Origin of the sequence: Nesterenkonia halophila (assembly GCF_009467795.1) — a bacterium.
GTDB lineage: Bacteria > Actinomycetota > Actinomycetes > Actinomycetales > Micrococcaceae > Nesterenkonia > Nesterenkonia halobia.
On record NZ_WIAX01000013.1, the window covers coordinates 239,508 to 260,009 of the forward strand.

A 20,502-nucleotide genomic window follows, 5' to 3' on the forward strand; every position below is an offset into this window, starting at 1 on the left:
ACGTAGACTGCCGACGATGACTCCTGCCGACGATTCCGAGGCCGCCCGCGCCGCCCTCGAGGAGGCCCACGCGCTGATCCTCGAGCTGCTGCCGCGGCTGCACGCGCTGCGCGCCGACGTCGCCGTCAAGGGCGACGACACCCCGGTCACTGCGGCCGACCGGCTCGTCCAGGCCGAGCTGGCGCAGCTGCTGCACGCCCAGTTCGACCAGCTGACCTTCGTCGGCGAGGAGGACCGGGCCGGCTGGGACGAGGAGGCGAGCGGCTGGGTCGCCGTCGTCGACCCGATCGACGGCACGGAGAACTTCGCCTCCGGCCTGCCCGAATGGGGCACCGCGATCGCGATCTTCCGCGACGGCCGCCACGCCGGCAGCATGATCGCCCTGCCGGATCTGAGCCTGCGGCTGATCACCGGCGACGTCGTGGAGCCGGCGAACTCGCGGATCACCGCCTTCTCCTCCGGCGTCGACGATGCCCTGGTCCGGCAGATCGCCGAGACCCCGCAGGCGCGCATCATGGGCGCGGCCGTCTACAACCTCCACGGGGTGGTCACCGGCCGCTTCGCGCGCTTCGTCAACCCCGTCGGCGCCTACTCCTGGGACCTGCTGGCCGGTCTCGCGCTGGCCCGCGAGCACGGCTGCCGGGTGCTGGTCGACGACGTCGAGTACGACGGCGGCTACCTCGCGCCGGGCATGCAGCACCGGGTCGACATCCGGCGCTGACGCGCTCATCCGCTCAGCCGCTCAGCTGCTCCTCAGGTGCTCGGCGAGCGCCTCGAACTGGTCGGCCGGGGCGAATCCGGTCGCCTCCAGCTTGGACAGGTCGAAGGTGCTCTGCGCCGGACGCGGGGCCACGCCCTCCTTGCCGGCGAAGTACTCGGCCGTGGTGATCGGGGCGACCCGGGCGGGGTCGTGGCCGGTGAGCTCGTAGACCTTCGCCGCGACGTCGGCCCAGGCGACCGGCTCGCCGTTGTTCGAGACGTTGTAGGTGCCGTACGGCGCCCCGCTCACCAGCAGGTGGTCGACGGCGGCGGCGATCGTGGTGGTGAAGCTCAGCCGGCCGATCTGGTCGCTGACCACCGTCGGGTCCACGCCCTTCTCCGCGAGCGCGGCCATCGTGGCCACGAAGTTCTTCCCCTCCCCGATCACCCAGGAGGTGCGCAGGATGTAGTGCCGCGGCGCGACGGCGACGGCGTGGTCGCCGGCGGCCTTGGACTGGCCGTAGACGCCCAGCGGGGCGAAGGGCTCGTCCTCCGGATGCAGCTCGCGGGTGCCGTCGAAGACGTAGTCGGTGGAGAGGTGCACCAGCGTCAGCCGGTGCTCGGCGGCGATCCGCGCCAGCGCGGCGGGCCCGGCGGCGTTGGCCGCCCAGGCGGCCGCGCGGCCCTCGGGCGTCTCGGCGGCGTCGACGGCGGTGTACGCGCCGGCGTTGACCACCGTGTCGTACTCCGCCCAGGAGAACTGCGCCAGCGACTCCGGTCGGGAGAGGTCCAGGGTCTCGCGGCCGACGACGTCGACGTCGTCGCGGGAGTCCCACAGCGCGGCCAGCGCCCGGCCGAGCTGGCCGGAGGCGCCGAGGACCAGGGTGCGGCGCGGCTTCATCGGAGTGACCTCGGCCAGCCGCGGATGCGCCTGGTCCTTCGCCGAGAGCTCGCCGTCCTGGAGCGGGATCGGCCACGGGATCGCGGCGGTCTCGTCGGCGAGGTTCAGGAAGGTGTACTCGCTCTGCGCCTCGGCCGACCAGTGGTCGTTGACCAGATAGGTGTAGGCGGTGCCCTCCTCCAGGGCCTGGAAGGCGTTGCCGACGCCGCGCGGGACGAAGACCGCCACCGACGGGTCGATCTCGCACCAGTAGGTCGCCCCGAAGGTCGGGCCCTCGCGCAGGTCCACCCACGCGCCGAAGACGCGCCCGGCGGCCACCGAGATGAACTTGTCCCAGGGCTCGGCATGGATCCCGCGCGTCACCCCCGGCGAGGCGTTGAAGCTGATGTTGTTCTGCACCGGGCCGAAGTCCTCCAGGCCCAGGGCGGTCATCTTCTCGCGCTGCCAGTTCTCCTTGAACCAGCCGCGGCTGTCCCCGTGGACGGCCAGGTCGATGACCTTGAATCCGGGGATCGGGGTGTCCTCGACGGCCAGCGGCCCGCCGGTCCGCAGCTCATGCGTCGTCGTGTCGGTGCTGTCCCCGCTGTTCGCCTCAGTGCTCTCCGTCATGCTCAGTGCCCCGCCTTCGCGTACTTCGCCTCGACTTCGGCCTTCTGTCCGCGCCACCAGCTCTCGTTGTCCCGGTACCAGGCGATGGTGTCCCGCAGCCCGGAGCGGAAGTCGGTGAACTGCGGCTCCCAGCCCAGCTCCTCGCGCAGCTTGGCGGCGTCGATCGCGTAGCGCATGTCGTGGCCCGGCCGGTCCTTCACATGGTCGAAGTCGTCGGCCGACCGGCCCATCTCGGTGAGGATCGTCTCGATGACCTCACGGTTGTTCACCTCGCCGTCGGCGCCGATCAGATAGGTCTCGCCGATCCGGCCGGCCTCCAGGATGCGCAGCACCGCCGCGGAGTGGTCGTCGGCGTGGATCCAGTCGCGGACGTTCAGCCCCTCGCCGTAGAGACGGGGACGGACGCCGTCGAGCAGGTTGGTGATCTGCCGCGGGATGAACTTCTCGACGTGCTGGCGCGGGCCGTAGTTGTTCGAGCAGTTCGAGATCGTCGCCTCGACGCCGAAGCTGCGCACCCAGGCGCGCACCAGCAGGTCGGAGCCGGCCTTGGTCGAGGAGTAGGGCGAGGACGGGTTGTACGGCGTCTCCGGGGTGAACCTCTCCGGATCGTCGAGCTCCAGGTCGCCGTAGACCTCGTCGGTGGAGATGTGGTGGAAGCGGGTGCCGTGCTTCCGCGCCGCCTCCAGCAGCGTGTAGGTGCCGACGATGTTCGTCTGCAGGAAGGCCGAGGGGTCGGCCAGCGAGTTGTCGTTGTGCGACTCGGCCGCATAGTGGACCACCGCGTCGGCCGCGGCGACCAGCGGGTCGACCTGCTCGGCGTCGGCGATGTCCCCGACGACCAGCGTCACCCGGTCCGCGGGGAGCCCGGCCAGCGAGGCCTCGTCGCCCGCATAGGTGAGGCTGTCCAGCACGACGACGTCGTGGTCGGTGTGCTGGACGACGTGGTGGACGAAGTTCGATCCGATGAAACCGGCGCCGCCGGTGACCAAGAGGCTGCTCATGGACTCCAGCATATGGGCTGTAGTATGCACCACGGACTCGCCGCACGGATGTGGAAGGACTCAGGAGCACTCGATGGCACGCAAGGGAATCATCCTCGCCGGGGGATCGGGCACGCGGCTCCACCCGATCACGCGGGCTGTTTCCAAGCAGCTGCTGCCCGTCTACGACAAGCCGATGATCTACCACCCGATCTCCACGCTGATGCTCGCCGGCATCCGCGAGATCCTCATCATCTCCACTCCGGAGGACATGCCGCAGTACCGGCAGCTGCTCGGCGACGGCGAGGACTTCGGCGTGCGCTTCGAGTACGCGGTCCAGGAGACCCCGGACGGGCTGGCCCAGGCCTTCATCATCGGCGAGGAGTTCATCGGCGACGACCCGGTCTGCCTGGTGCTCGGCGACAACATCTTCCACGGCCAGCACTTCTCCGAACAGCTGCGGCGGGCCAGTGCCCAGGAGCGCGGCGGCACGGTCTTCGGCTACCTGGTCAAGGACCCGGAGCGCTTCGGCGTCGTCGAGTTCGACGACGCGGGCCGGGCACTGACCATCGAGGAGAAGCCGGAGCACCCGCGCTCCCCCTACGCGGTGACCGGGCTGTACTTCTATGACAACGACGTCGTCGAGATCGCCAAGGGCGTGCAGCCCTCCGCACGCGGCGAGCTGGAGATCACCAGCATCAACAACGTCTACCTGGAGCGCGACGAGCTCACCGTCGAGCGGCTGGGCCGCGGCTTCGCCTGGCTGGACACCGGCACGCACGACAGCCTGCTGGAGGCCGCCCAGTACATCGAGACCGTCGAGAAGCGCCAGGGCCTGAAGGTCGCCTGTCTGGAGGAGGTCGCCTGGCAGCAGGGCTGGATCACCGACGAGCAGCTGACCGCCGCCGGCGCCGCCCTGAAGAAGACCGACTACGGCCAGTACCTCCTGCAGCGGGTGCAGGGCCGCTGAGCGCCGGAAGGTGCCTCCCGCCATGACCGTCGATCCGCCCGATCCCTCCGTCGATCCCGCGGTCGCGGTGAATCGGCTGGCCGCCGACCTCGCGCCGGCCTCCAGCACCGACACCATCGTCATCCTCGGCAAGGGTCCCTCCGCCGAGGGGGTCTCGCCGCAGGTCTTCGCCGGGAACCTGGTCATCGGCATCAACGACGCCGAGCGCATCCAGCCCACCGACGTCACCATCTTCCACGAGGACTGGGTGGCCGACTCGCTGCACGACGGCGGGCTGCGCGCCTCCGCCTACGTGACCTCCGCGGAGTTCGAGGCGCCGGGACGCGCCGTCGTCCGGGCGCCGCACCAGCCGCTGGGAAGCAATGAGGAGGACCTCATGCTCTCCCGCTTCCAGGACCGCGAGGAGTTCGCCGTCGAGGGCGCGATCTTCCTCAGCGCCCTGGAGATCGCCCGCGCCGTGGCCGACCAGCGGGGCCGGACGCAGACCGTCTGGATGGTGGGCTTCGACTTCACCCCGGGCACCGGGCCGGCCCGCTCGGCGACGACGCAGTTCGCCCCGGACAGCTCCATCCGGCGGGCGAACCTGGAGCTGCAGCAGTACATCATGCGCAATGCGCTCTACGCGCTGCAGGACTCCAACCTGGACGTCCAGCATGTCGGCGCCAAGGAGTTCTCCGCGCTGACCGTCGAGGAGCTCAACGCCCGGCACCGCGTCGAAGTCTCCCAGTCGACGCGGGGACGGGCCGCGGACGAGGAGGAGCTCGTGGTCCCGCCGGTGGAGATCACCGCGGAGCTCACCACCAACCACTTCGGCGACCTGGACCGCCTCGAGCAGCTGGTCCGCGCCGCGCACGCCGCCGGCGCCGACTGGGTGAAGGTGCAGAAGCGCGACGTCGAGACCTTCTACACCCGCGAGCAGCTCGCCGCCCCCTATAAGTCGCCCTTCGGCACCACCTTCGGCGCCTACCGCCAGCAATTGGAGCTGGATCTGGACGGCTTCCGCGTGCTGGACGAGCTCTGCGACGACCTGGGCATCGGGTGGTTCGCCTCCGTGCTGGACCAGCCGTCCTTCCAATGGATGCTGGACCACCTCGACGTCCCGCGGGTGAAGCTGCCCTCGACCATCTCGGAGAAGCGGGATTATCTGCGCTTCGTCGCCGAGGAGTACACCGGTTCGCTGGTGATCTCCACCGGCATGACCGACGCCAGCTACGAGGACTGGCTGCTGGAGACCTTCACCCGCCAGGACACGCTCTACCTGCTCCACTGCAACTCCGCCTACCCCACCCCGGACGAGCACACGAACATCGGGGTGGTCCGCCACTACGCCCAGCTGGCCGCGCAGCGGGCCGCGGAATCCGGTCCGCGGATCGTGCCGGGGTACTCCAGCCACGACTTCGGCTGGATGGCCTCGGCGCTGGCCGTGGCCGGCGGCGCCGGCATGGTGGAGAAGCACGTGAAGCTCGGCAACACCGAGTGGGCGCACTTCGACGCCGTCGCCGTGGACCTCACCACCGAGGAATTCGCCGAGTACGTCTCCGCGATCCGTCAGGCGCAGGTGCACGTGGGGTCGGCGGAGAAGCGGATCACCGCCAGCGAGCACCACAAGTACTGAGCCGCGGGGGCCGAGCCGACCGGCACGGCGGCTCAGCGCTTCATGCGATCGATGATGTCGACGGCCACGCGCCGGTCGGCGCCGTAGGTAGGGTGGCGGAACTCCACGATGTCGCCGGCCGGATCCACGCCGGCCGCTGCCGCGCCCTCGGCGGCGTCCAGGCGCGGCGTGCGGAGATCGACGACGGCGCCGTCGAGACCCGGGAAGGCCCACATCGCATCCACCGCCAGCGAGACGACGTCCTCGCCCAGGTCGTCGAGGACATCCACAGTGATGGCCCGGCCCGGCGCGCCGCTGAGCTCCTCGAGGAAGATCACTCGGCCCTCCTCGGGCACGAGCTCCTCGTCCAGCCCCTGCCGCGCGAGGTGGCGGCGCACCCGCTTGCGGGGCAGGTCGGCCAGGTAGGCGCTCTTCCGCCAGACGCTCTGCTCCGCGGCGATCAGTCCGGCCAGCGAGTCCTCGCCGGTGCCGACCACATGACGCGGCACGCGCACGACGGCGGCGACCACGGTCTCGCCGAGCACATAGCAGCGCAGCGCGAGCGCCCCGCCGTCGGCGGAGTCTCCGACCGCGCCGTGGGCGGAGGGTTCGGAATCGCCGGCCTCCGACGCCGTCGGCACGCCGGCGGCGCGGAGGTATCCCTGCTGGAGGCGGGACGATCCGGCGGCCTGGGCGGCCTGGGCGCTGACCAGGTTCGTCTCCCGCCCGTCGAAGCTGCCGACCAGCCGGGCGCCGGCGTAGAAGAGCAGGTGGGTCTTGCCGACCCGCCGCAGCGTGAGTCCGCGGGCTTTCGCGGCCCGTTCCAGGAGACCCCCGGTCGAGACCACGCCGTCCCGCGGCCAGTACCTCATGCCCTCCCGCGGGGTGATGCGGTCGACGATGAACTCTTCGACGGACGTCGGCTCGGTCTCCACCGGATCAGGTATACGGCGTGCACGGGGGCGCGTCAAATGTCTTCGCACCGTCGCGGCACCGTCGCGGCACCGTCGCGGCGCCGTCGCCGCACCGCCCGCGCAGCGGCGCGAGTCCGGGGCCGCGGCCCCGGGGCCGGGTCGCGCCGGGACCCCAGCGGCTATCATGACGGACGGCCGCCCCTCCCCTCCCTCTGCGACGAAGGACCTGTGCGTGATGACCACTCACCCCGTCCCGGACGCCGCCGCGCTCGACGCGCTGCTGCGGCGCGGGCACGAGGCGCTGCGGCAGGGGCGGCACGCCCGGGCGATCGGCGCCTACGAGGAGGCGAAGCGCACCTTCGGCGAGCTCGCCGACGTCGTCGACTTCTCCCTCGACCTGGCCCGCCGCCGGGCCGCGCGCGACTCCCCGGCGCAGCCGGTGGCCCCCGGCGTGCACCGGCGGTACGGGGCCGCGGCCGCCGCGGCAGGGCTGCTGGACGCGAAGCAGCTGCCGGCCGACGCCGAGCCGGACTCGCCCTCCGCGGACCGGCCGTCCGCCGAGGGCCCGCTGGTCTCGGTGATCATGCCGATCGAGCACGTCCCGGAGGGCCTCGGCCACGGCCCGCGCGCCGTCGTCGGCGAGGCCGTGCGCAGCGTGCTGGACCAGACCTGCCCGGACTGGGAGCTGCTGGTCTGCGACGCCTCCGACGCCGAGGACGTCGCCGAAGTCGTCCATCTGCACCCGGACCGCCGACTCGCCCACCACCGGCTGCCCGGAGCGGCCGGCGCGACGGCGCGCAACCACGGGATCGCCCGCGCCGCCGGGCCGATCCTCGCCTTCCTCGCCCCGGAGGACGTCTGGCATCCGCGCCACCTGGAGGAGGTGGTCCGCGTCCACCGCGCGGGCCCGCATCCGGTGGTCCGCAGCGGACAGTGGGAGGCCGCGCTCGACGGCGAGGACCTCGTGGCGGCCTCGGTGACGCCGGAGCCTCGCGCAGAGGCGGCGCTGAGCACCGTCAGCCTGCACCGCGCCGCGCTCGACGAGGTCGGCGTCTTCGATCCGCGGCTCGACGGCGCCCAGGACCGCGAGCTGCTCGCCCGCTGCGCCCGGCACTGGACGCCGGTGCAGCTCGACGCGCCGCTGGTCCTGCGACGCCGCCCGGCAGCGGGCGACGCCGTCGGCCCGGCGCCCGAGGGCGGCCCCGCGGTGGACGCCGCCGTGGATGCCGCGGCCGCCCCCTCCGTCGACGCCGCCATCGACACGGCGCTGCGGCCGCGCGCCCTCGACGACTGGCGCCCAGTGACCGATCCGGCGCGCACGATCGCGATCAAGATCGCCGCCCCGAGCCGGGAGACCGCCTGGGAATGGGGCGACTTCCACTTCGCCCGCCATCTGGCCGATGCGCTGGAGCGGCTCGGCTGGCGCTGCGCCGTGCACTGCCTCGACCGGTGGTACACCCACGACGCCGACATCAACCTGGTGCTGCGCGGGCGCGTGCGCTTCGACCCCGACCGCAGCCGCGCCGCGCGGAACCTGCTGTGGAGCATCAGCCATCCCGACCGGCTCGTCGGCCGCGAGGAGCTCGACGCCTACGACCACGTCTTCGTCGCCTCCTCGCCCTTCGCCGCGGAGCTCGATCAGCTCACCGACGCCCCGGTCTCGGTGCTCCACCAGGCCACCGATCCGGAGGTCTTCGCCGACCCCGAGCAGCCGGCTGAGCTGCCGGAGCCGGTGGCGTTCATCGGCAACTCGCGCGGCGTGCGGCGGCGGCTGGTCTCCTGGGCGGTGGAGGCCGACGTCGACCTCGCCGTCTGGGGCACCCGGTGGGAGCGGTTCCTGCCCGAGCGCATGGTCCACGGCGACCACGTCCCGAACGACGAGCTCGCCGCCCACTATGCCGGCGCCGCCATCGTGCTCAACGACCACTGGGAGACGATGGCCGCGCACGGGTATCTCTCCAACCGGCTCTTCGACGCCAGCGCCGCCGGGGCCTTCGTCGTCTCCGACCCCGCCGCCGGGATCGAGGAGACCTTCGGCGAGGACATCCCCGTGGTCGACTCGCCGCAGGCGCTGCGGCGCACTGTCGACTGGTACCTGCAGCACCCCGAGGAGCGCCGCGCCCGGGCCGAGCGGGCGCGCGAGCGGGTGCTGGCCCGGCACACCTTCGACCACCGGGCCTGGGAGCTGACCCTGGTGCTGCGGCGCCTCGCCGCGGCTCAGGCGGCCGGGTCAGCTCAGTCTGCCGGGTCGGCTCAGTCTGCCGAGCGGCGCAGCAGCCGGCGCACGGCCTTCGCCGCCCGGTAGGCGCGGGAGTTCTCCGCACGTCGGGCGCGGGCCTCGGCGTCGCGGAGCCGGCCGGTGAGCTCGCGGACCCTGGTGCGCTGCTCGCCGAGCTCGACGCGCTGCTGCTCGCGGACCACCAGCAGTTCGGCGCACTCGCTCTGCAGCCGCTGCAGCTCCTCGGTGATCCGCCGGTTCTCGACGTCGAGGCTCTGCACCTGCTGCTCCAGGTCCTGCTGCTGGTCCTGCTGCTGGTCCTGCGGGGAGTCGGGTGCTGCGCTCACGGGCGAGTCCGCCTTCCGTCTGCTCGATCCGCCCCGTCCGCCGGGGCGCCGACGATCAGTCTATTCCACGCCGCGCGCCGCCTCGGCGGCGGCCCGGATCGTCGCGGCGTCCTCGGAGGCGAAGGCTTCCAGCATCAGTCGGGCCTCGGGCACCAGAGTCGTCCGCGAGGTCTCCGCCCCGTAGAGCTCGGCCAGCGTGGTCGCCTCGCGCGCCAGGTCGACGACGGCGTCGTCGTCGGTCTTCCGCCGGACCAGCACCGGCAGATGGACCTTCAGCAGCCGGTTCCAGTAGTGCGCCCGCATCCGGCCGGCCCGCCGGGCGGCCTCCCCGCCCTCGCCGCGGGCCAGCGCGAGCACGCCGAAGCAGTCGTGGAGGAACTGCAGCTGCCGGCGGGCGGAGATCTCGGCCCGCGAGACGTGCGTGCGCCGCCCCGGCCGGCCGGACCGGCCGGGCCGGTCGGACGCCGCCGTCGGGCTCGGATCCTCCAGCGTGAGGAAGTAGCAGTCGACGTCGTCGACGAAGGCCACTGCGCGAGCGTGGAGGAAGACGCTGATCATGTACGGGTGGTCGCTGGCGTAGATGAGCGACTCGTTGAACCGGCAGCCCAGGTCGCGGAGGAAGTCGGTGCGGAACAGCTTCTGCACGTGCAGGCTGTTCAACCAGCCGGGGTGGTAGTCGTCGCGGCGCTGAGTCGCCATCTTCGGCGGGAGCACGTTCGGCGCCGAGCGGTTCACCCCCACGTAGCGGCCGACGACGACGTCGGCGGACTCGCGCGCCGCGGCCCGAGTCATCGCCTCCAGCGCCTGACGCCCCAGGTAGTCGTCGGCGTCGAGCAGGAAGACGTGCTCGCCGGCGGCGGCGTCGACGATCGTGTTGCGCCCGGCCGAGGGGCTGCCGGTGGGGGCATGGCTGGTCACGGTGAACGCCGCCCAGTCCGCCGCCTCGGCGTAGCTCCGCGCCGTCTCCACCGTGTCGTCGGTGGAGCCGTCGTCGACGACCAGCACCTCGATCTGCTCGGCGCCCAGCGTCTGCTCCGCGAGGCTCTCCAGGCAGCGGCCGATCCGCTCGGCCTCGTGGTGCGAGGTGATGCCGACGGTGACCAGCGGCGCGCCCTCCGGACGCTGCGAGGCCGCGTCCCGCGGGACCGGGCGCGGACGACGGCGCGCGGCGAGGTCCGGGGCGGGCCGCGGGCGCAGCCGGGAGGCGACCGCCGTCGACACGGCGGCGACCCGCTGCCGCGCCGGCGCCCGCAGCCGGGCCGGCAGCCGGTCCAGCAGCCGCTCGGCGATGGTCGCGACGGTCATGGCGTCAGCTCCTCGAGCTCGTCGTGCTCTGGTATGTGCGGGCGGGGTCAGAGGACGCTGATGCCGCGCAGCTCCTTGGCGCGGACGATGTCCTCCAGCAGGGCGAACTGCTCCTCCCAGTCGATGTCGAGCACGACGTTCTCCGGCAGCTCGTGCATCCGCGGCGCCGCGCCGACGCGGTCGTCGACCTCGCGCATGGTGCGGAAGGGGATGAAGTAGGCGCCGTGGTTGACCTCGTAGAGCGGCTTGATGTCCTGGCTGCGCGGCCACTTCTCCTGCGAGGCGTCGTAGTTGAAGGGGCCGTTCTCGTCCCAGAGGAAGGTCTGCAGCTTGGTGACCGTCAGCAGGCTGTCATGGCCGGCGTCGGCGGCCTCGCGCCAGGCGCCGACCAGCTCGGAGAAGTGCTGCGAGCCGATGAGCGGGTGGGTCACATGGGTCATCATCATCGTGCCCGCGTCCTGCAGCTCGGCGACGTACTGCAGGAAGACGCTCATCGGAGTGGAGGAGCGACCCAGCTCGTCCGGACGCTCCAGCGCCTCGATCCGGCCGTCGTCGTGCTGGGCGGCGAACTGCGCGGTGTAGTCGAGCACCGCCGGGTCGTTGGAGGAGACGATGATGCGGTCGAACTCCCCGGTGCGGGTGAGCTGCTTGAGCTTCAGCTCCAGCAGCCCGCCCTCGTAGGAGGCGAACGGCCGGGTGTTCTTGTGCTTGACCCGCTCGCTGCCGGCGCGCGCGGGGACGACCACGGTGATCTGCTCGGCGTCGTCACGGGTCGGGCTGGTCTCGGTGGTTCGATGCAGGCTGCTCACGGATCCCGAGTCTATCCCCAGCGGCGGGACGGCATCTGGGCGGGGTCAGGGCGGGGTCAGGGGCGCGCCGAGGAACCAGGCGTCGAGCATGCGGCGCATCCGGCCGCCGCGGCTGCGCCGCTCCTCCGGCAGCATCCGGGACAGCGCCAGCGAGAGCATGAAGATCCCGTTGATGAAGTCCTCGACGTCGACCTCCGGGTTCAGCGTCCTCCCGTCCCGGACGGCGACGTCGACGACGATCTCCTGCAGACGGTCGGCGAGGGCCCGAGTCCGCTCGATCTCCTCGGGCTGCGAGATCAGGTCGATGACCACGGCCGCCTCGACCGCCTCGTCGATCACGCCATCCATGAAGGTGACGTAGGGCGTGTCGGAGGCGGAGACCGCGGCGGCCAGCCGCTCGACGTTCTCCGAGAAGACGGCGACCGCCAGATCCGTGCGGTCGGAGAAGTGGCGGTACAGGCTCCCCTGCCCGACGCCGGCGCGGCGGGCGATGCGTGTCAGCGGCACGCGCGCGCCGTGGTCGCGGAACTCGACCCTGGCGGCGTCGATGATCGCCGCACGGTTCCGCGGGCCGGCCGCCGGGCCGCGGTTGGGCCGAGGAGCTTCTGACCTGGGAGTCGTCAGTTCACGCGTGGGGTGAGGCACGCGACGAGGCTACCGCACAGACCACTCTGAACACACCCGTCCGGTTCCGGTGAGCTGATCGTGTCGGACCGGCGGCTCACCCGCGCGCGGCGTGCTGCTCGATCCAGGCCGTCAGCGCCTCCATGTAGTGCCCCGCGCGACGGCGCAGCTGCTCGGCGCCGGCCGCGCCCTCGGCGAAGGTCTCATCGGTGACCTGGACGGTCATCTGCGGAGTGCCCATCAGCGGCACCCCGAGCTGGGGCAGCATCCCGCGCAGCTGGGTCTGCGAGCTCAGCGTGCCGAAGCGGCTCTTCGAGGCGCCGGCGAGGCCCATCGGCACGCCGGAGAGCACCCCCTGCTTCGGCGGACGGGTGAGGATGTCGATCGCATTCTTCACCGGGGCCGGCACGCCCTTGTTGTGCTCCGGGCTGACCAGCAGCAGGCCGTCCACGGCGGCGACCTGCTCCTTGAACGCGGTCATCTCTGCGGGGAAGGCGTCGTCGAGGTGGCGGTCGTAGAGCGGCAGCGGACGCAGGTCGATCTCGCTGGTCTCGGCGCGCCCGGGCGCCTCGGCGACCAGCACCTCGGCGAGCTGACGGTTGAGCGAGACCTCGGCGAAGCTGCCGACGAGGTATCCGATGCGGGTCATGGTGTTCCTCTCCTGCTGGACGATCACGGGATCGGGTCGGTGCGCGAGGCGGCTCAGCCGCGTGGCCGCATGCGCACGCCGGGCAGCTCGGGCGCCGGCAGCGGAGCCTCCTGGCCGGGCGGGAAGTCGCCGAACTGCGGGAACGGGCGACCGTCGGCGTAGGTGGACCCGGCCAACGCGTCGCGCAGCGTCCCATGGACCGGCTCGCCCAGGGCGACGCCGCCGTCGGCCCCGCCGCGGCCGCCGTCGTCGGCGACGCCGAGCGTGCCCGGCGCCCGCCGCAGCGGCGAGCCCTCCTCCGGGGCCTCGAAGCCCATCTCGGCCTGGTATGCGGCGCGATAGGCGGCGATCTCCTCATGCGAGCGGCCGACGAAGTTCCACCACATCACGATCTGCTCGCCCAGCGGCTCGCCGCCGAGCAGCAGCGCGATGACCGGCTCCTCCCCGGCGGTGATCCGCAGCCGCTCGCGGCCGACGTCGACGACGGCCAGATGGTCGGCGGCGACGTCGACGCCGTCGAGGGCCACTGCGCCGGAGACGTGCAGCAGCGCATGCTCATGCTCGGCCGGGACCTCGATCTCCAGCTCCGCACCGGGCTCCAGGCGCAGCTCGGCGCCGGTGAGCGGGACGGGGGTCGGCACCGGCGAGCGCACGCCGAGCAGCTCGCCGAGGAAGACCGTCGCCCGCCAGCCGTCGCCGGAGGCGACCTCCGCCGGCCGGGAGTCCAGCCGCGGCGTCGTGAAGCGGTGCTCCTCGGGCAGCGCGTACCAGAGCTGGGCGCCGTGCAGCGTGGTGGTGTCGACGCTGGAGTGCTCCGAGTGGGTGATGCCGCGGCCGGCGGTCATCAGCGCGACCTCGCCGGGCCGGACGGTGGCCCAGTTGCCGGCGGAGTCGATGTGGTCGATGCGGCCGGAGAAGAGCCAGGAGACGGTGGCCAGACCGGTGTGCGGGTGACGCGGGACGCGCATCGGCGTGGAGACGGAGAGGTCGTCGGGACCGTAGAAGTCCAGGAAGCACCAGGCGCCGACCAGCGACCGGGCGCGCTGCGGCAGCGTGCGACGCACGGTCATCGCCCTCGGGCCGCCGAGCGGGACGTCGCGCGGCTCGAGCAGCTCGACGCCGGCGGCGGTGCGGGTGACGCCGTCGCGCAGCCCGGAGGCGGCGTCGCCGGCGGTTCCGGTCGCGGTCTCCGGGGCGTCCGGGGCGCCGGGCGGCGGCGTCGGATCCTGCGGCCCGTTGACGCAGACCTGCTCGGCGGGGCGCGGTTCGGTGTTGCTCATGCTGACCTCCGACGTCGGCGTCGTGCCTGGTGCGGCCAGCCTAGCGGAGAGCCCCCGCGAGCACTGAGTGGTCACTTCTGACGACGAGTCGCCCGGGTGGAACGATTCATCCGTCCCCGATGTCGTCAGAAATGGCCACTCGGCGCAGGGCGGAGAGGCTCCGGGCGGGGAGGCTCCGGGCGGGCGGCCCCGCCCGGCATGCCTGCGTCACCGGTCACCACTGCGTCGTCCAGAGGAGCTCGATGACGATCGCCGTGGCCATCTGGCTCGCGATCAGCGGCCGGTGCCAGCGCACGGGCAGCAGCACCGGCAGGATCAGGACCCAGAGGGTGAACGGCAGCCAGATCCGTTCGACCTCCCCCTTGCTCATCCCGGAGAGCGTGGCCACCAGGATGGCCGCCATCCCCGCGCAGCCCAGCACCGCGACCACGAATCGATCCCGGCTGGCGCGCCGTCGCACCTCGGCGACCGCCCGAGGGAAGGAGGCCCATGTCGCCAGGCCCGCGGTGAAGGTCCAGACGCCCAGATTCGCCCATACCCAGTACCCGTAGGGCCGCTCGGTCTGGATGCCGTCGTAGTAGCGCGTGACCAGCACCGGGTAGGCCTCCCACCAGCTGAAGCCGGCCAGGGAGAACGCCCCGGCGACCAGCAGCGCGGCGCCCGCGGCCCAGGGGAGCGCCCACCATCGCCGGCCCAGGAACAGCACCGCGAGTGCCAGGACGCCCAGCAGCACCAGCCCGTAGGACAGATGGACGCACAGACCGAGCACGAGCCCGGCCGCGACGCCGCATCCCACCAGGCGCGTGCGACGTCCGGCCGTGGCGGCGAGCGCCAGGAGCGCCAGCCCCCAGGCGCCCGCCGCCGTGAAGAGCGCATCGCCCGAGACGCCCATCCAGATCCACGACGGCGCGACCACCAGCCAGGGCGCGGCGCGCCGGGCCAGCCGCTCGGAACCCAGCGTCCGCAGCGTCAGCAGGACCGCGACCACTGCCGTGCAGCCCAGGCTCAGCACGATCATCCCGGCGGTGTAGGGGTCCTGGATGCCCAGCCGGTCCAGCAGGATGAAGAACATCGTCGCCGCCGGGGGATGGCCGGCGATGTGGACGGGCCAGTTGTCCGGCGCGTCCAGGGGGATGCGGTCGATGAATCCGGAGAGGAACTCCGGGACGGAGGAGACCTCCTTGGCGCCCACGAAGTACTCGCTGTCCCGGCCGAAGACCCTGCCGATGCTCTCGGCCCCGCCCACGTGCCCCAGAGCGGCCGTCCACAGCCACGACGCGGCGAACGTCAGCAGCAGGAAGGGGCCCCAGGTCAGTCGGCGGCTGACGCGCCGCCAACACAGGAGTCCGAGGACCGCCGCCACGATCGGCGGCAGCAGGGTTGCCGTCAGCTCCGGCTCCCACGCGGCCTTCAGCGGCGTCCAGTCGTCGAACACCGCTTTGCCCGTCGCGACGTCGGTCCCCGATGCCCGCGGCCAGATGATGGCGGCGGCGACCAGCGCCGCCCCCAGCAGGACACCGGACGCGGCCGCGATCCACGTCAGACGCGACGCCCGGAGCGGATGGTCCACCATCGGCACAGGATACCTCGCTGATAACATCTGTTCATGTGTGGTTCCCCCTGTGAACCCCCGATGTGCGAGGTGATCATTCCCTGTCGGAATGAGGCGCCGGCGCTGCCCCAGGTGTTCGCCACCATGCCTGGGGACATGGGCGTGATCGTCGTCGACAACGGATCGACGGACGACACCGCCGAGGTCGCCCGGCGTCTGGGCGCCTCCGTGGTGCAGGAGAGCGTCCCCGGCTACGGGGCCGCCGTCCACGCCGGGGTGCTCGCGGCCGCGGCGCCGCTGGTCGCGGTGATCGACGGCGACGGGTCCATGGATCCGGCCGACCTCGCCGAGCTGGCCGCCGTGGTCTCCCGCGGCGAGGCCACGATGGCCGTCGGCCGCCGGAGGCCCCGGGAACGCGGCGTCTGGCCGTGGCACGCCCGCGCCGGCACCGCCGTGCTGGCGTGGCTCATCCGCCGCCGGAGCGGCGTCGGGATCCACGACCTCGCGCCGCTGCGGGTCTGCCGCCGCGAGGACCTCCTCGCCCTGGACGTCGCCGACCGACGGTTCGGCTACCCGCTGGAGATGATGATCAAGGCCGCCCGCGCCGGCTGGACCGTCCATGAGCAGGACATCGCCTACTCCCGGCGCGCCCGCGGCACCAGGTCCAAGGTGTCGGGGTCGCTCCGCGGCACCGCCCGGACTCTCGTCGACTTCGCCAAGGTGCTGACATGACCGCCCCGCCGACTCTCCTGATCGTCGCCCGGGCGCCCGTCGCCGGGCAGGCGAAATCCCGCCTGGCGGCCACCGTCGGCGACGCGCCGGCGGCGCAGATGGCCGCCGCCGCCCTGCTCGACACGCTGGAGACGCTCGAGGAGCTCGCCTGGCCCCTCGTCGTCGCCATGACCGGGGACCTCGACGACGCCGCACAGTCCCCCGAGCTCGCGGCCGTCTGCGCCCGGCATCGGGTCGTCGACCAGCGCGGCGACGACTTCGCCGATCGGCTGATCGCCGCCCACCACGACGCCGACGCCGGACGCGGCGTGATCCAGATCGGCATGGACACGCCCCAGGTCACCGCGCAGCACCTGCAGCGGGCGGCGGCGTCGCTGGACCATCACGAGGCCGTCCTCGGCGCCGCGGAGGACGGCGGCTGGTGGGTGCTCGGCGTCCGGGAGCCCCGCTGGACGAGCTGTCTGGCCGAGGTGCCGATGTCGCGGCCGGACACCGGCGCGCGGACCCGTGCCGCCCTCGTCGGCACCGGCGCACGGGTCGGGAGCCTCCCGGTCCTGGCCGATGTCGACACCTGGGACGACGCTCTGGCCGTGGCCGACCTGGTCCCCGACAGCCGGTTCGCCGCCGCGGTCACCCGCACCCGCGCACACCGGCAGACGGGGCCTTCCGCATGAGGGACCTGATGAACATGCATCCGCCGACCGGCTGGGACGCCGTCCACGCCGGGCAGGCCTGCGAGGCGATCGGCTCGGACGGCACGGTGACCTCCTGGGACGTCCGCCGCTGGATGAGCCTCTCCGACGCCGCCGATCACGCCCTGCTGGTGGACCGCTGCACCGGTCCGACGCTCGACGTCGGCTGCGGCGTCGGACGCGTGACGCAGGCTCTGGCGGCGCGCGGCATCAGGGCCCTGGGCATCGACATCTCCCCCGAGGCCGTGAGGATGGCCCGGGGACGCGGCGCCGACGCAGTGCGCCGGAACATCTTCGACGAGGTGCCGGAGGAGGGGAGCTGGCAGGAGGCGGTGCTGGCCGACGGCAACATCGGCATCGGCGGAGATCCCGTCCGACTGCTCCGTCGGCTCCGACGCCTCATGCGTCCGGACGGAGTCGTCATCGTCGAGGTCGACGGCCCGGGGACGGGCGTGGTCCATGACATCATCCGGCTGCGCGTGGCGGGGCGGCTCACCGAGGCCTTCCCCTGGACCTGGGTGGGCGTCGACGCCGTCGACGAGCTCGCGGCGGAGGCCGGACTCGCCGTCGGCGAGATCCGCCGCCGCGACGGCCGGTGCGTGGCACGGTTGATGCCGAGAGCCGCAGGGAAGGAGACCGCATGACTCCGAGACCGGAGATAGCCATCATCGGCGGATCCGGGTTCTACACGTTCCTGGAGGACCCTCAGGAGGTGGACGTCGAGACGCCGTTCGGGACGCCGTCCTCCCCCATCGCCGTCGGCACGGTGACACCCGACGAGCCCGGCGGGACCGGCCGCACTGTGGCATTCCTGCCTCGACATGGGCGGCGCCACGAGTTCCCCGCGCACCGGGTGAACTACCGCGCCAACCTCTGGGCGCTGCGCAGCCTGGGCGTGCGTCAGGTGCTGGCGCCGTGCGCGGTCGGCGGGCTCCACGACGGCCTGGGACCGGGGACCCTGGTGGTCCCGGACCAACTGGTGGACCGGACGAGCCGCCGCGAGCAGACCTATTTCCATGAGGGCGCCTGCCACATCTCCTTCGCGGACCCGTACTGTCCTCGGCTGCGCACAGCCCTGGTGGACGGGCTCGACGACGAGGAGTCTCCGCCCGTCGACGGCGGAACCATGGTGGTGATCGACGGCCCGCGGTTCTCCACCCGCGCGGAGTCCCAGTGGTATGCGAAACAGGGCTGGGACCTGGTGAACATGACCGGGCAGCCCGAAGCGACGCTGGCCCGCGAGCTGGAGCTCTGCTACGCGGCGACGGCCCTGGTCACCGATCTCGATGCCGGGATCAGCGCCGGACACGCCGTGGACCAGGAGCAGGTCTTCCGGGTGTTCGCCGAGCACACTGCGGCGCTGAAGCGCCGGCTGCACACGGTGATCTCCTCCCTCTCCGGCGAGCGCGACTGCTCCTGCTCCGCGGCGCTGGCCGGCATGACGCCGCCGCTGGAGCTGCCATGAAGGTGCTGCTGACCGGCGCGGCCGGCTTCATCGGCCGCCACATCGCCGAGGCCGCCGCCGACGCCGGCCACGAGGTCGTCGGCGTCGACATGCTGCTGCCGCAGGCCCACGGGGAGAGTTCGACGACGCCTGACGGCGTGGTCCGGGGCGACGTCCGCGATCCGGATCTGCTGGACCGGCTGCTGCCGACGGTGGACGTGGTGTGCCACCAGGCCGCCACTGTGGGCAACGGCGTCGACGCCCAGGATCTGCCCGGCTATGCGGCGCACAACGATCTCGGCACCGCGACGCTGCTCGCGGCGATGGCCCGCGCCGGCACGAAGCGGCTGGTGCTGGCGTCGTCGGTGGTGGTCTACGGCGAGGGACGGTACACGTGCCCCCGCGACGGCGACGTGCCTCCGGCGCCGCGGCGGGAGAGCGACCTGGCCCGGGGCCTGTTCGATCCGCGGTGCCCGCGATGCGGCGACGACGTCGAGCCTCGGCTCGTCGACGAGGACGCGCCGTTCGCCCCGCGGTCCGGATACGCCGCCTCGAAGATCGCGCAGGAGCACTATGCCGCCTCCTGGTGCACCCTGGAGTCGGCCCGGGCGATCGCGCTGAGGTATCACAACGCCTATGGCCCCGGCATGCCGGCGGACACTCCCTACTCCGGCGTGGCCGCCATCTTCCGCTCGGCGCTCGAGCACGGGGAGCCGCCGCAGGTCCTCGAAGACGGGGAGCAGCGGCGCGACTTCGTCCACGTGACCGACATCGCCCGGGCCAACCTCGCCGCGATCGAGGCGGTGGGCTCCGGACCGGCCGGGCTGCGCGCCTACAACGTATGCTCCGGCTGCACCTTCACCATCGGCGACATGGCCCGCCGGCTGGCCGCCGTCATGGGCGGGCCGGAGCCGGTGGTCACCGGCGAGCATCGGGCCTTCGACGTCCGGCATGTGACCGCCTCGCCGGAGGCCGCCCGGGCGGAGCTCGGATTCGAGGCCGCCGTCGGCCCGCACGAGGGCATCGCCGAGCTGGCGACGGCCCCGCTGCGGCACCGATAGCGGTCGGCACCGGCCGGACGGAGGCTGGACGGAGGCTGGAGCGGCGCCCTGAGTGGTCACTTGTGACGGCGCATCCCCCCCCCCCGCTGAAACGTTCCATCAGGGGGAGAAGCCGTCAGAAGTGACCACTCGGCGCGGGGCGGGGCCGGGCGAGGGCCCTCGGCGCGGGGCAGGGCGTGCCTCAGCGCAGGGTGGAGGCACTCAGCCCGGTGACTACCGCGGGCGGGGCGTGCCTCAGCGCCGGATCACAGCCCCTGCCAGCTCGGCTTCGAGGCGTAGGCCTGCCGGTAGTAGTCGGCCAGCTGCAGCCGCGAGGCCGCACCCTCGTCGAGCAGCACAGTGGCATGCGGGTGCAGCTGCATCACGGAGGCCGGCCACAGCGCCGAGACCGGGCCCTCGACCAGCTGGTGGACCGCCTCGGCCTTGTGCCGGCCGGCCGCCAGGAGCACCAGGTGCCGCGCGTCGCTGATCGTGCCCAGTCCCTGGGTGAGGCAGTGCGGCGGGACCTGGTCGACGTCGTCGTCGAAGAACCGGGCGTTGTCCTGCCGCGTCTGATCGGTCAACGACTTGATCCGCGTGCGCGAGGCCAGCGAGGAGCCGGGCTCGTTGAAGCCGATGTGGCCGTCGGTGCCGATGCCCAGCAGCTGCAGGTCCACTCCCCCGGCCTCGGCGATGGCCTGCTCGAACGCCGCGCAGGCGGCCGGCAGATCCTCGGCGAGCCCGTCGGGGCCGTGGACCTGGTCGGCGGGCCAGGCCACCCGGTCGGCGATCTCGGTCGCGATCACGTTCCGGTAGCGCTGCGGATGGTCGGCGGGCAGGCCCACGTACTCGTCGAGCATGAAGCCCTGCGCCTGCGCGAAGGACAGCCCCTCCTCCGCGTGGCGGCGGGCCAGCTCGTCATAGACGGCCAACGGGCTCGATCCGGTGGCCAGCCCCAGCGCCGCCGCCGGCTTCGCGCGCAGCAGCTCCTCCACGGCGTCGGCGGCCAGTCGGGCCAGCTCATCGGCCGGAGCGATCACGACCTCCATCACCCATCACGTCCTCTCGTCTCGTACCGGACTGGTCCTCCGGATCAGCAGGGTCAGCTTCTCGCGCGCGGTCACCGAGCGCGAAGATCCTCGG

The 20,502-nt window shown here is 72.7% G+C and carries 20 protein-coding genes; 9 read left to right on the forward strand and 11 right to left on the reverse strand.

The features are described from left to right. The first annotated feature begins 16 nt into the window (after positions 1-16). Positions 17-721 carry an inositol monophosphatase family protein gene (locus tag GCL72_RS07875; protein WP_170289592.1) on the forward strand — a complete coding sequence of 235 codons (705 nt, stop codon included), beginning with the start codon at positions 17-19 and terminating at the stop codon, positions 719-721. 21 nt (positions 722-742) lie between these two features. On the opposite strand, the gene GCL72_RS07880 is transcribed toward GCL72_RS07875, so the two are convergent. Continuing rightward, positions 743-2,209, reverse strand: coding sequence for a sugar nucleotide-binding protein (locus GCL72_RS07880; RefSeq protein WP_153144151.1), 1,467 nt, complete (start codon positions 2,207-2,209; stop codon positions 743-745). A gap of 2 nt (positions 2,210-2,211) precedes the next feature. Then, positions 2,212-3,210: a dTDP-glucose 4,6-dehydratase gene (rfbB, locus tag GCL72_RS07885; RefSeq protein ID WP_153144152.1), complete on the reverse strand. Its 999-nt coding sequence runs from the start codon at positions 3,208-3,210 to the stop codon at positions 2,212-2,214. Between the two features lie 73 nt (positions 3,211-3,283). Between rfbB and rfbA the strand changes: the two genes are divergently transcribed. After that, positions 3,284-4,159, forward strand: a complete 876-nt coding sequence (gene rfbA, locus GCL72_RS07890) for a glucose-1-phosphate thymidylyltransferase RfbA (protein ID WP_153144153.1) — start codon at positions 3,284-3,286, stop codon at positions 4,157-4,159. Positions 4,160-4,181: 22 nt separating this feature from the next. Continuing rightward, on the forward strand, positions 4,182-5,774 hold the full coding sequence (locus GCL72_RS07895) for an N-acetylneuraminate synthase family protein (protein ID WP_153144154.1): 1,593 nt from the start codon (positions 4,182-4,184) through the stop codon (positions 5,772-5,774). A 32-nt stretch (positions 5,775-5,806) separates the two neighbouring features. Here GCL72_RS07895 and GCL72_RS07900 read toward each other — a convergent pair whose 3' ends face one another. Continuing rightward, positions 5,807-6,688, reverse strand: coding sequence for a hypothetical protein (locus GCL72_RS07900; protein ID WP_153144155.1), 882 nt, complete (start codon positions 6,686-6,688; stop codon positions 5,807-5,809). A gap of 214 nt (positions 6,689-6,902) precedes the next feature. Here GCL72_RS07900 and GCL72_RS07905 point away from each other — a divergent pair, with 214 nt between their 5' ends. Beyond that, on the forward strand, positions 6,903-8,972 hold the full coding sequence (locus GCL72_RS07905) for a glycosyltransferase family protein (protein ID WP_170289593.1): 2,070 nt from the start codon (positions 6,903-6,905) through the stop codon (positions 8,970-8,972). Here GCL72_RS07905 and GCL72_RS07910 read toward each other — a convergent pair. From GCL72_RS07910 to GCL72_RS07940, 7 genes are all read right to left on the reverse strand, one after another. Next, a complete protein-coding gene (locus GCL72_RS07910) occupies positions 8,921-9,232 on the reverse strand; it encodes a hypothetical protein (RefSeq protein WP_153144157.1) in 312 nt (103 codons plus the stop codon). The genes GCL72_RS07905 and GCL72_RS07910 overlap by 52 nt on opposite strands. 60 nt (positions 9,233-9,292) lie before the next feature. Beyond that, on the reverse strand, positions 9,293-10,537 hold the full coding sequence (locus GCL72_RS07915) for a glycosyltransferase family 2 protein (RefSeq protein ID WP_153144158.1): 1,245 nt from the start codon (positions 10,535-10,537) through the stop codon (positions 9,293-9,295). A 47-nt stretch (positions 10,538-10,584) separates the two neighbouring features. Beyond that, a complete protein-coding gene (locus GCL72_RS07920; RefSeq protein ID WP_153144159.1) occupies positions 10,585-11,346 on the reverse strand; it encodes an acylneuraminate cytidylyltransferase family protein in 762 nt (253 codons plus the stop codon). A gap of 45 nt (positions 11,347-11,391) precedes the next feature. Then, a complete protein-coding gene (locus tag GCL72_RS09795) occupies positions 11,392-11,991 on the reverse strand; it encodes a TetR/AcrR family transcriptional regulator (RefSeq protein ID WP_211365002.1) in 600 nt (199 codons plus the stop codon). A gap of 76 nt (positions 11,992-12,067) precedes the next feature. Beyond that, positions 12,068-12,619: an NADPH-dependent FMN reductase gene (locus GCL72_RS07930; RefSeq protein ID WP_153144160.1), complete on the reverse strand. Its 552-nt coding sequence runs from the start codon at positions 12,617-12,619 to the stop codon at positions 12,068-12,070. 53 nt (positions 12,620-12,672) lie between these two features. Further along, positions 12,673-13,899 (reverse strand): pirin family protein, encoded by a 1,227-nt coding sequence (locus GCL72_RS07935; RefSeq protein ID WP_153144161.1) that lies wholly within the window; start codon positions 13,897-13,899, stop codon positions 12,673-12,675. Positions 13,900-14,113: 214 nt separating this feature from the next. Next, positions 14,114-15,472, reverse strand: a complete 1,359-nt coding sequence (locus tag GCL72_RS07940) for a hypothetical protein (RefSeq protein ID WP_153144162.1) — start codon at positions 15,470-15,472, stop codon at positions 14,114-14,116. 60 nt (positions 15,473-15,532) lie between these two features. On the opposite strand from GCL72_RS07940, the gene GCL72_RS07945 reads away from it, so the two are divergent. From GCL72_RS07945 to GCL72_RS07965, 5 genes are read left to right on the forward strand one after another with little or no spacing between them, the layout of a single operon-like run. Then, entirely contained in the window at positions 15,533-16,183 is a 651-nt protein-coding gene (locus tag GCL72_RS07945) for a glycosyltransferase family 2 protein (RefSeq protein WP_153144163.1), read from the forward strand. After that, on the forward strand, positions 16,180-16,857 hold the full coding sequence (locus GCL72_RS07950; RefSeq protein ID WP_153144164.1) for a TIGR04282 family arsenosugar biosynthesis glycosyltransferase: 678 nt from the start codon (positions 16,180-16,182) through the stop codon (positions 16,855-16,857). Before GCL72_RS07945 ends, GCL72_RS07950 begins: the two co-directional genes overlap by 4 nt. 8 nt (positions 16,858-16,865) lie before the next feature. After that, positions 16,866-17,519 carry a class I SAM-dependent methyltransferase gene (locus GCL72_RS07955; protein WP_153144165.1) on the forward strand — a complete coding sequence of 218 codons (654 nt, stop codon included), beginning with the start codon at positions 16,866-16,868 and terminating at the stop codon, positions 17,517-17,519. Then, positions 17,516-18,340: an S-methyl-5'-thioadenosine phosphorylase gene (locus GCL72_RS07960; RefSeq protein WP_153144166.1), complete on the forward strand. Its 825-nt coding sequence runs from the start codon at positions 17,516-17,518 to the stop codon at positions 18,338-18,340. Before GCL72_RS07955 ends, GCL72_RS07960 begins: the two co-directional genes overlap by 4 nt. After that, positions 18,337-19,380 carry an NAD-dependent epimerase/dehydratase family protein gene (locus GCL72_RS07965; protein ID WP_153144167.1) on the forward strand — a complete coding sequence of 348 codons (1,044 nt, stop codon included), beginning with the start codon at positions 18,337-18,339 and terminating at the stop codon, positions 19,378-19,380. Before GCL72_RS07960 ends, GCL72_RS07965 begins: the two co-directional genes overlap by 4 nt. A gap of 245 nt (positions 19,381-19,625) precedes the next feature. Here the strand turns inward: GCL72_RS07965 and nagB are convergent, their stop codons facing one another. Then, complete coding sequence (nagB, locus tag GCL72_RS07970; protein ID WP_153144168.1) at positions 19,626-20,408, reverse strand: glucosamine-6-phosphate deaminase; 783 nt, start codon at positions 20,406-20,408, stop codon at positions 19,626-19,628. Between the last annotated feature and the right edge of the window lie 94 nt (positions 20,409-20,502).

Bases quoted from the DNA above. Each gene is read 5' to 3' on its own strand.
- GCL72_RS07875 (WP_170289592.1), top strand. From the start codon at position 17: ATGACTCCTGCCGACGATTCCGAGGCCGCCCGCGCCGCCCTCGAGGAG.
- GCL72_RS07880 (WP_153144151.1), bottom strand. From the start codon at position 2,209: ATGACGGAGAGCACTGAGGCGAACAGCGGGGACAGCACCGACACGACG.
- rfbB (WP_153144152.1), bottom strand. From the start codon at position 3,210: ATGAGCAGCCTCTTGGTCACCGGCGGCGCCGGTTTCATCGGATCGAAC.
- rfbA (WP_153144153.1), top strand. From the start codon at position 3,284: ATGGCACGCAAGGGAATCATCCTCGCCGGGGGATCGGGCACGCGGCTC.
- GCL72_RS07895 (WP_153144154.1), top strand. From the start codon at position 4,182: ATGACCGTCGATCCGCCCGATCCCTCCGTCGATCCCGCGGTCGCGGTG.
- GCL72_RS07905 (WP_170289593.1), top strand. From the start codon at position 6,903: ATGACCACTCACCCCGTCCCGGACGCCGCCGCGCTCGACGCGCTGCTG.
- GCL72_RS07915 (WP_153144158.1), bottom strand. From the start codon at position 10,537: ATGACCGTCGCGACCATCGCCGAGCGGCTGCTGGACCGGCTGCCGGCC.
- GCL72_RS07930 (WP_153144160.1), bottom strand. From the start codon at position 12,619: ATGACCCGCATCGGATACCTCGTCGGCAGCTTCGCCGAGGTCTCGCTC.
- GCL72_RS07935 (WP_153144161.1), bottom strand. From the start codon at position 13,899: ATGAGCAACACCGAACCGCGCCCCGCCGAGCAGGTCTGCGTCAACGGG.
- GCL72_RS07940 (WP_153144162.1), bottom strand. From the start codon at position 15,472: ATGGTGGACCATCCGCTCCGGGCGTCGCGTCTGACGTGGATCGCGGCC.
- GCL72_RS07945 (WP_153144163.1), top strand. From the start codon at position 15,533: ATGTGCGAGGTGATCATTCCCTGTCGGAATGAGGCGCCGGCGCTGCCC.
- GCL72_RS07950 (WP_153144164.1), top strand. From the start codon at position 16,180: ATGACCGCCCCGCCGACTCTCCTGATCGTCGCCCGGGCGCCCGTCGCC.
- GCL72_RS07955 (WP_153144165.1), top strand. From the start codon at position 16,866: ATGAACATGCATCCGCCGACCGGCTGGGACGCCGTCCACGCCGGGCAG.
- GCL72_RS07960 (WP_153144166.1), top strand. From the start codon at position 17,516: ATGACTCCGAGACCGGAGATAGCCATCATCGGCGGATCCGGGTTCTAC.
- GCL72_RS07965 (WP_153144167.1), top strand. From the start codon at position 18,337: ATGAAGGTGCTGCTGACCGGCGCGGCCGGCTTCATCGGCCGCCACATC.
- nagB (WP_153144168.1), bottom strand. From the start codon at position 20,408: ATGGAGGTCGTGATCGCTCCGGCCGATGAGCTGGCCCGACTGGCCGCC.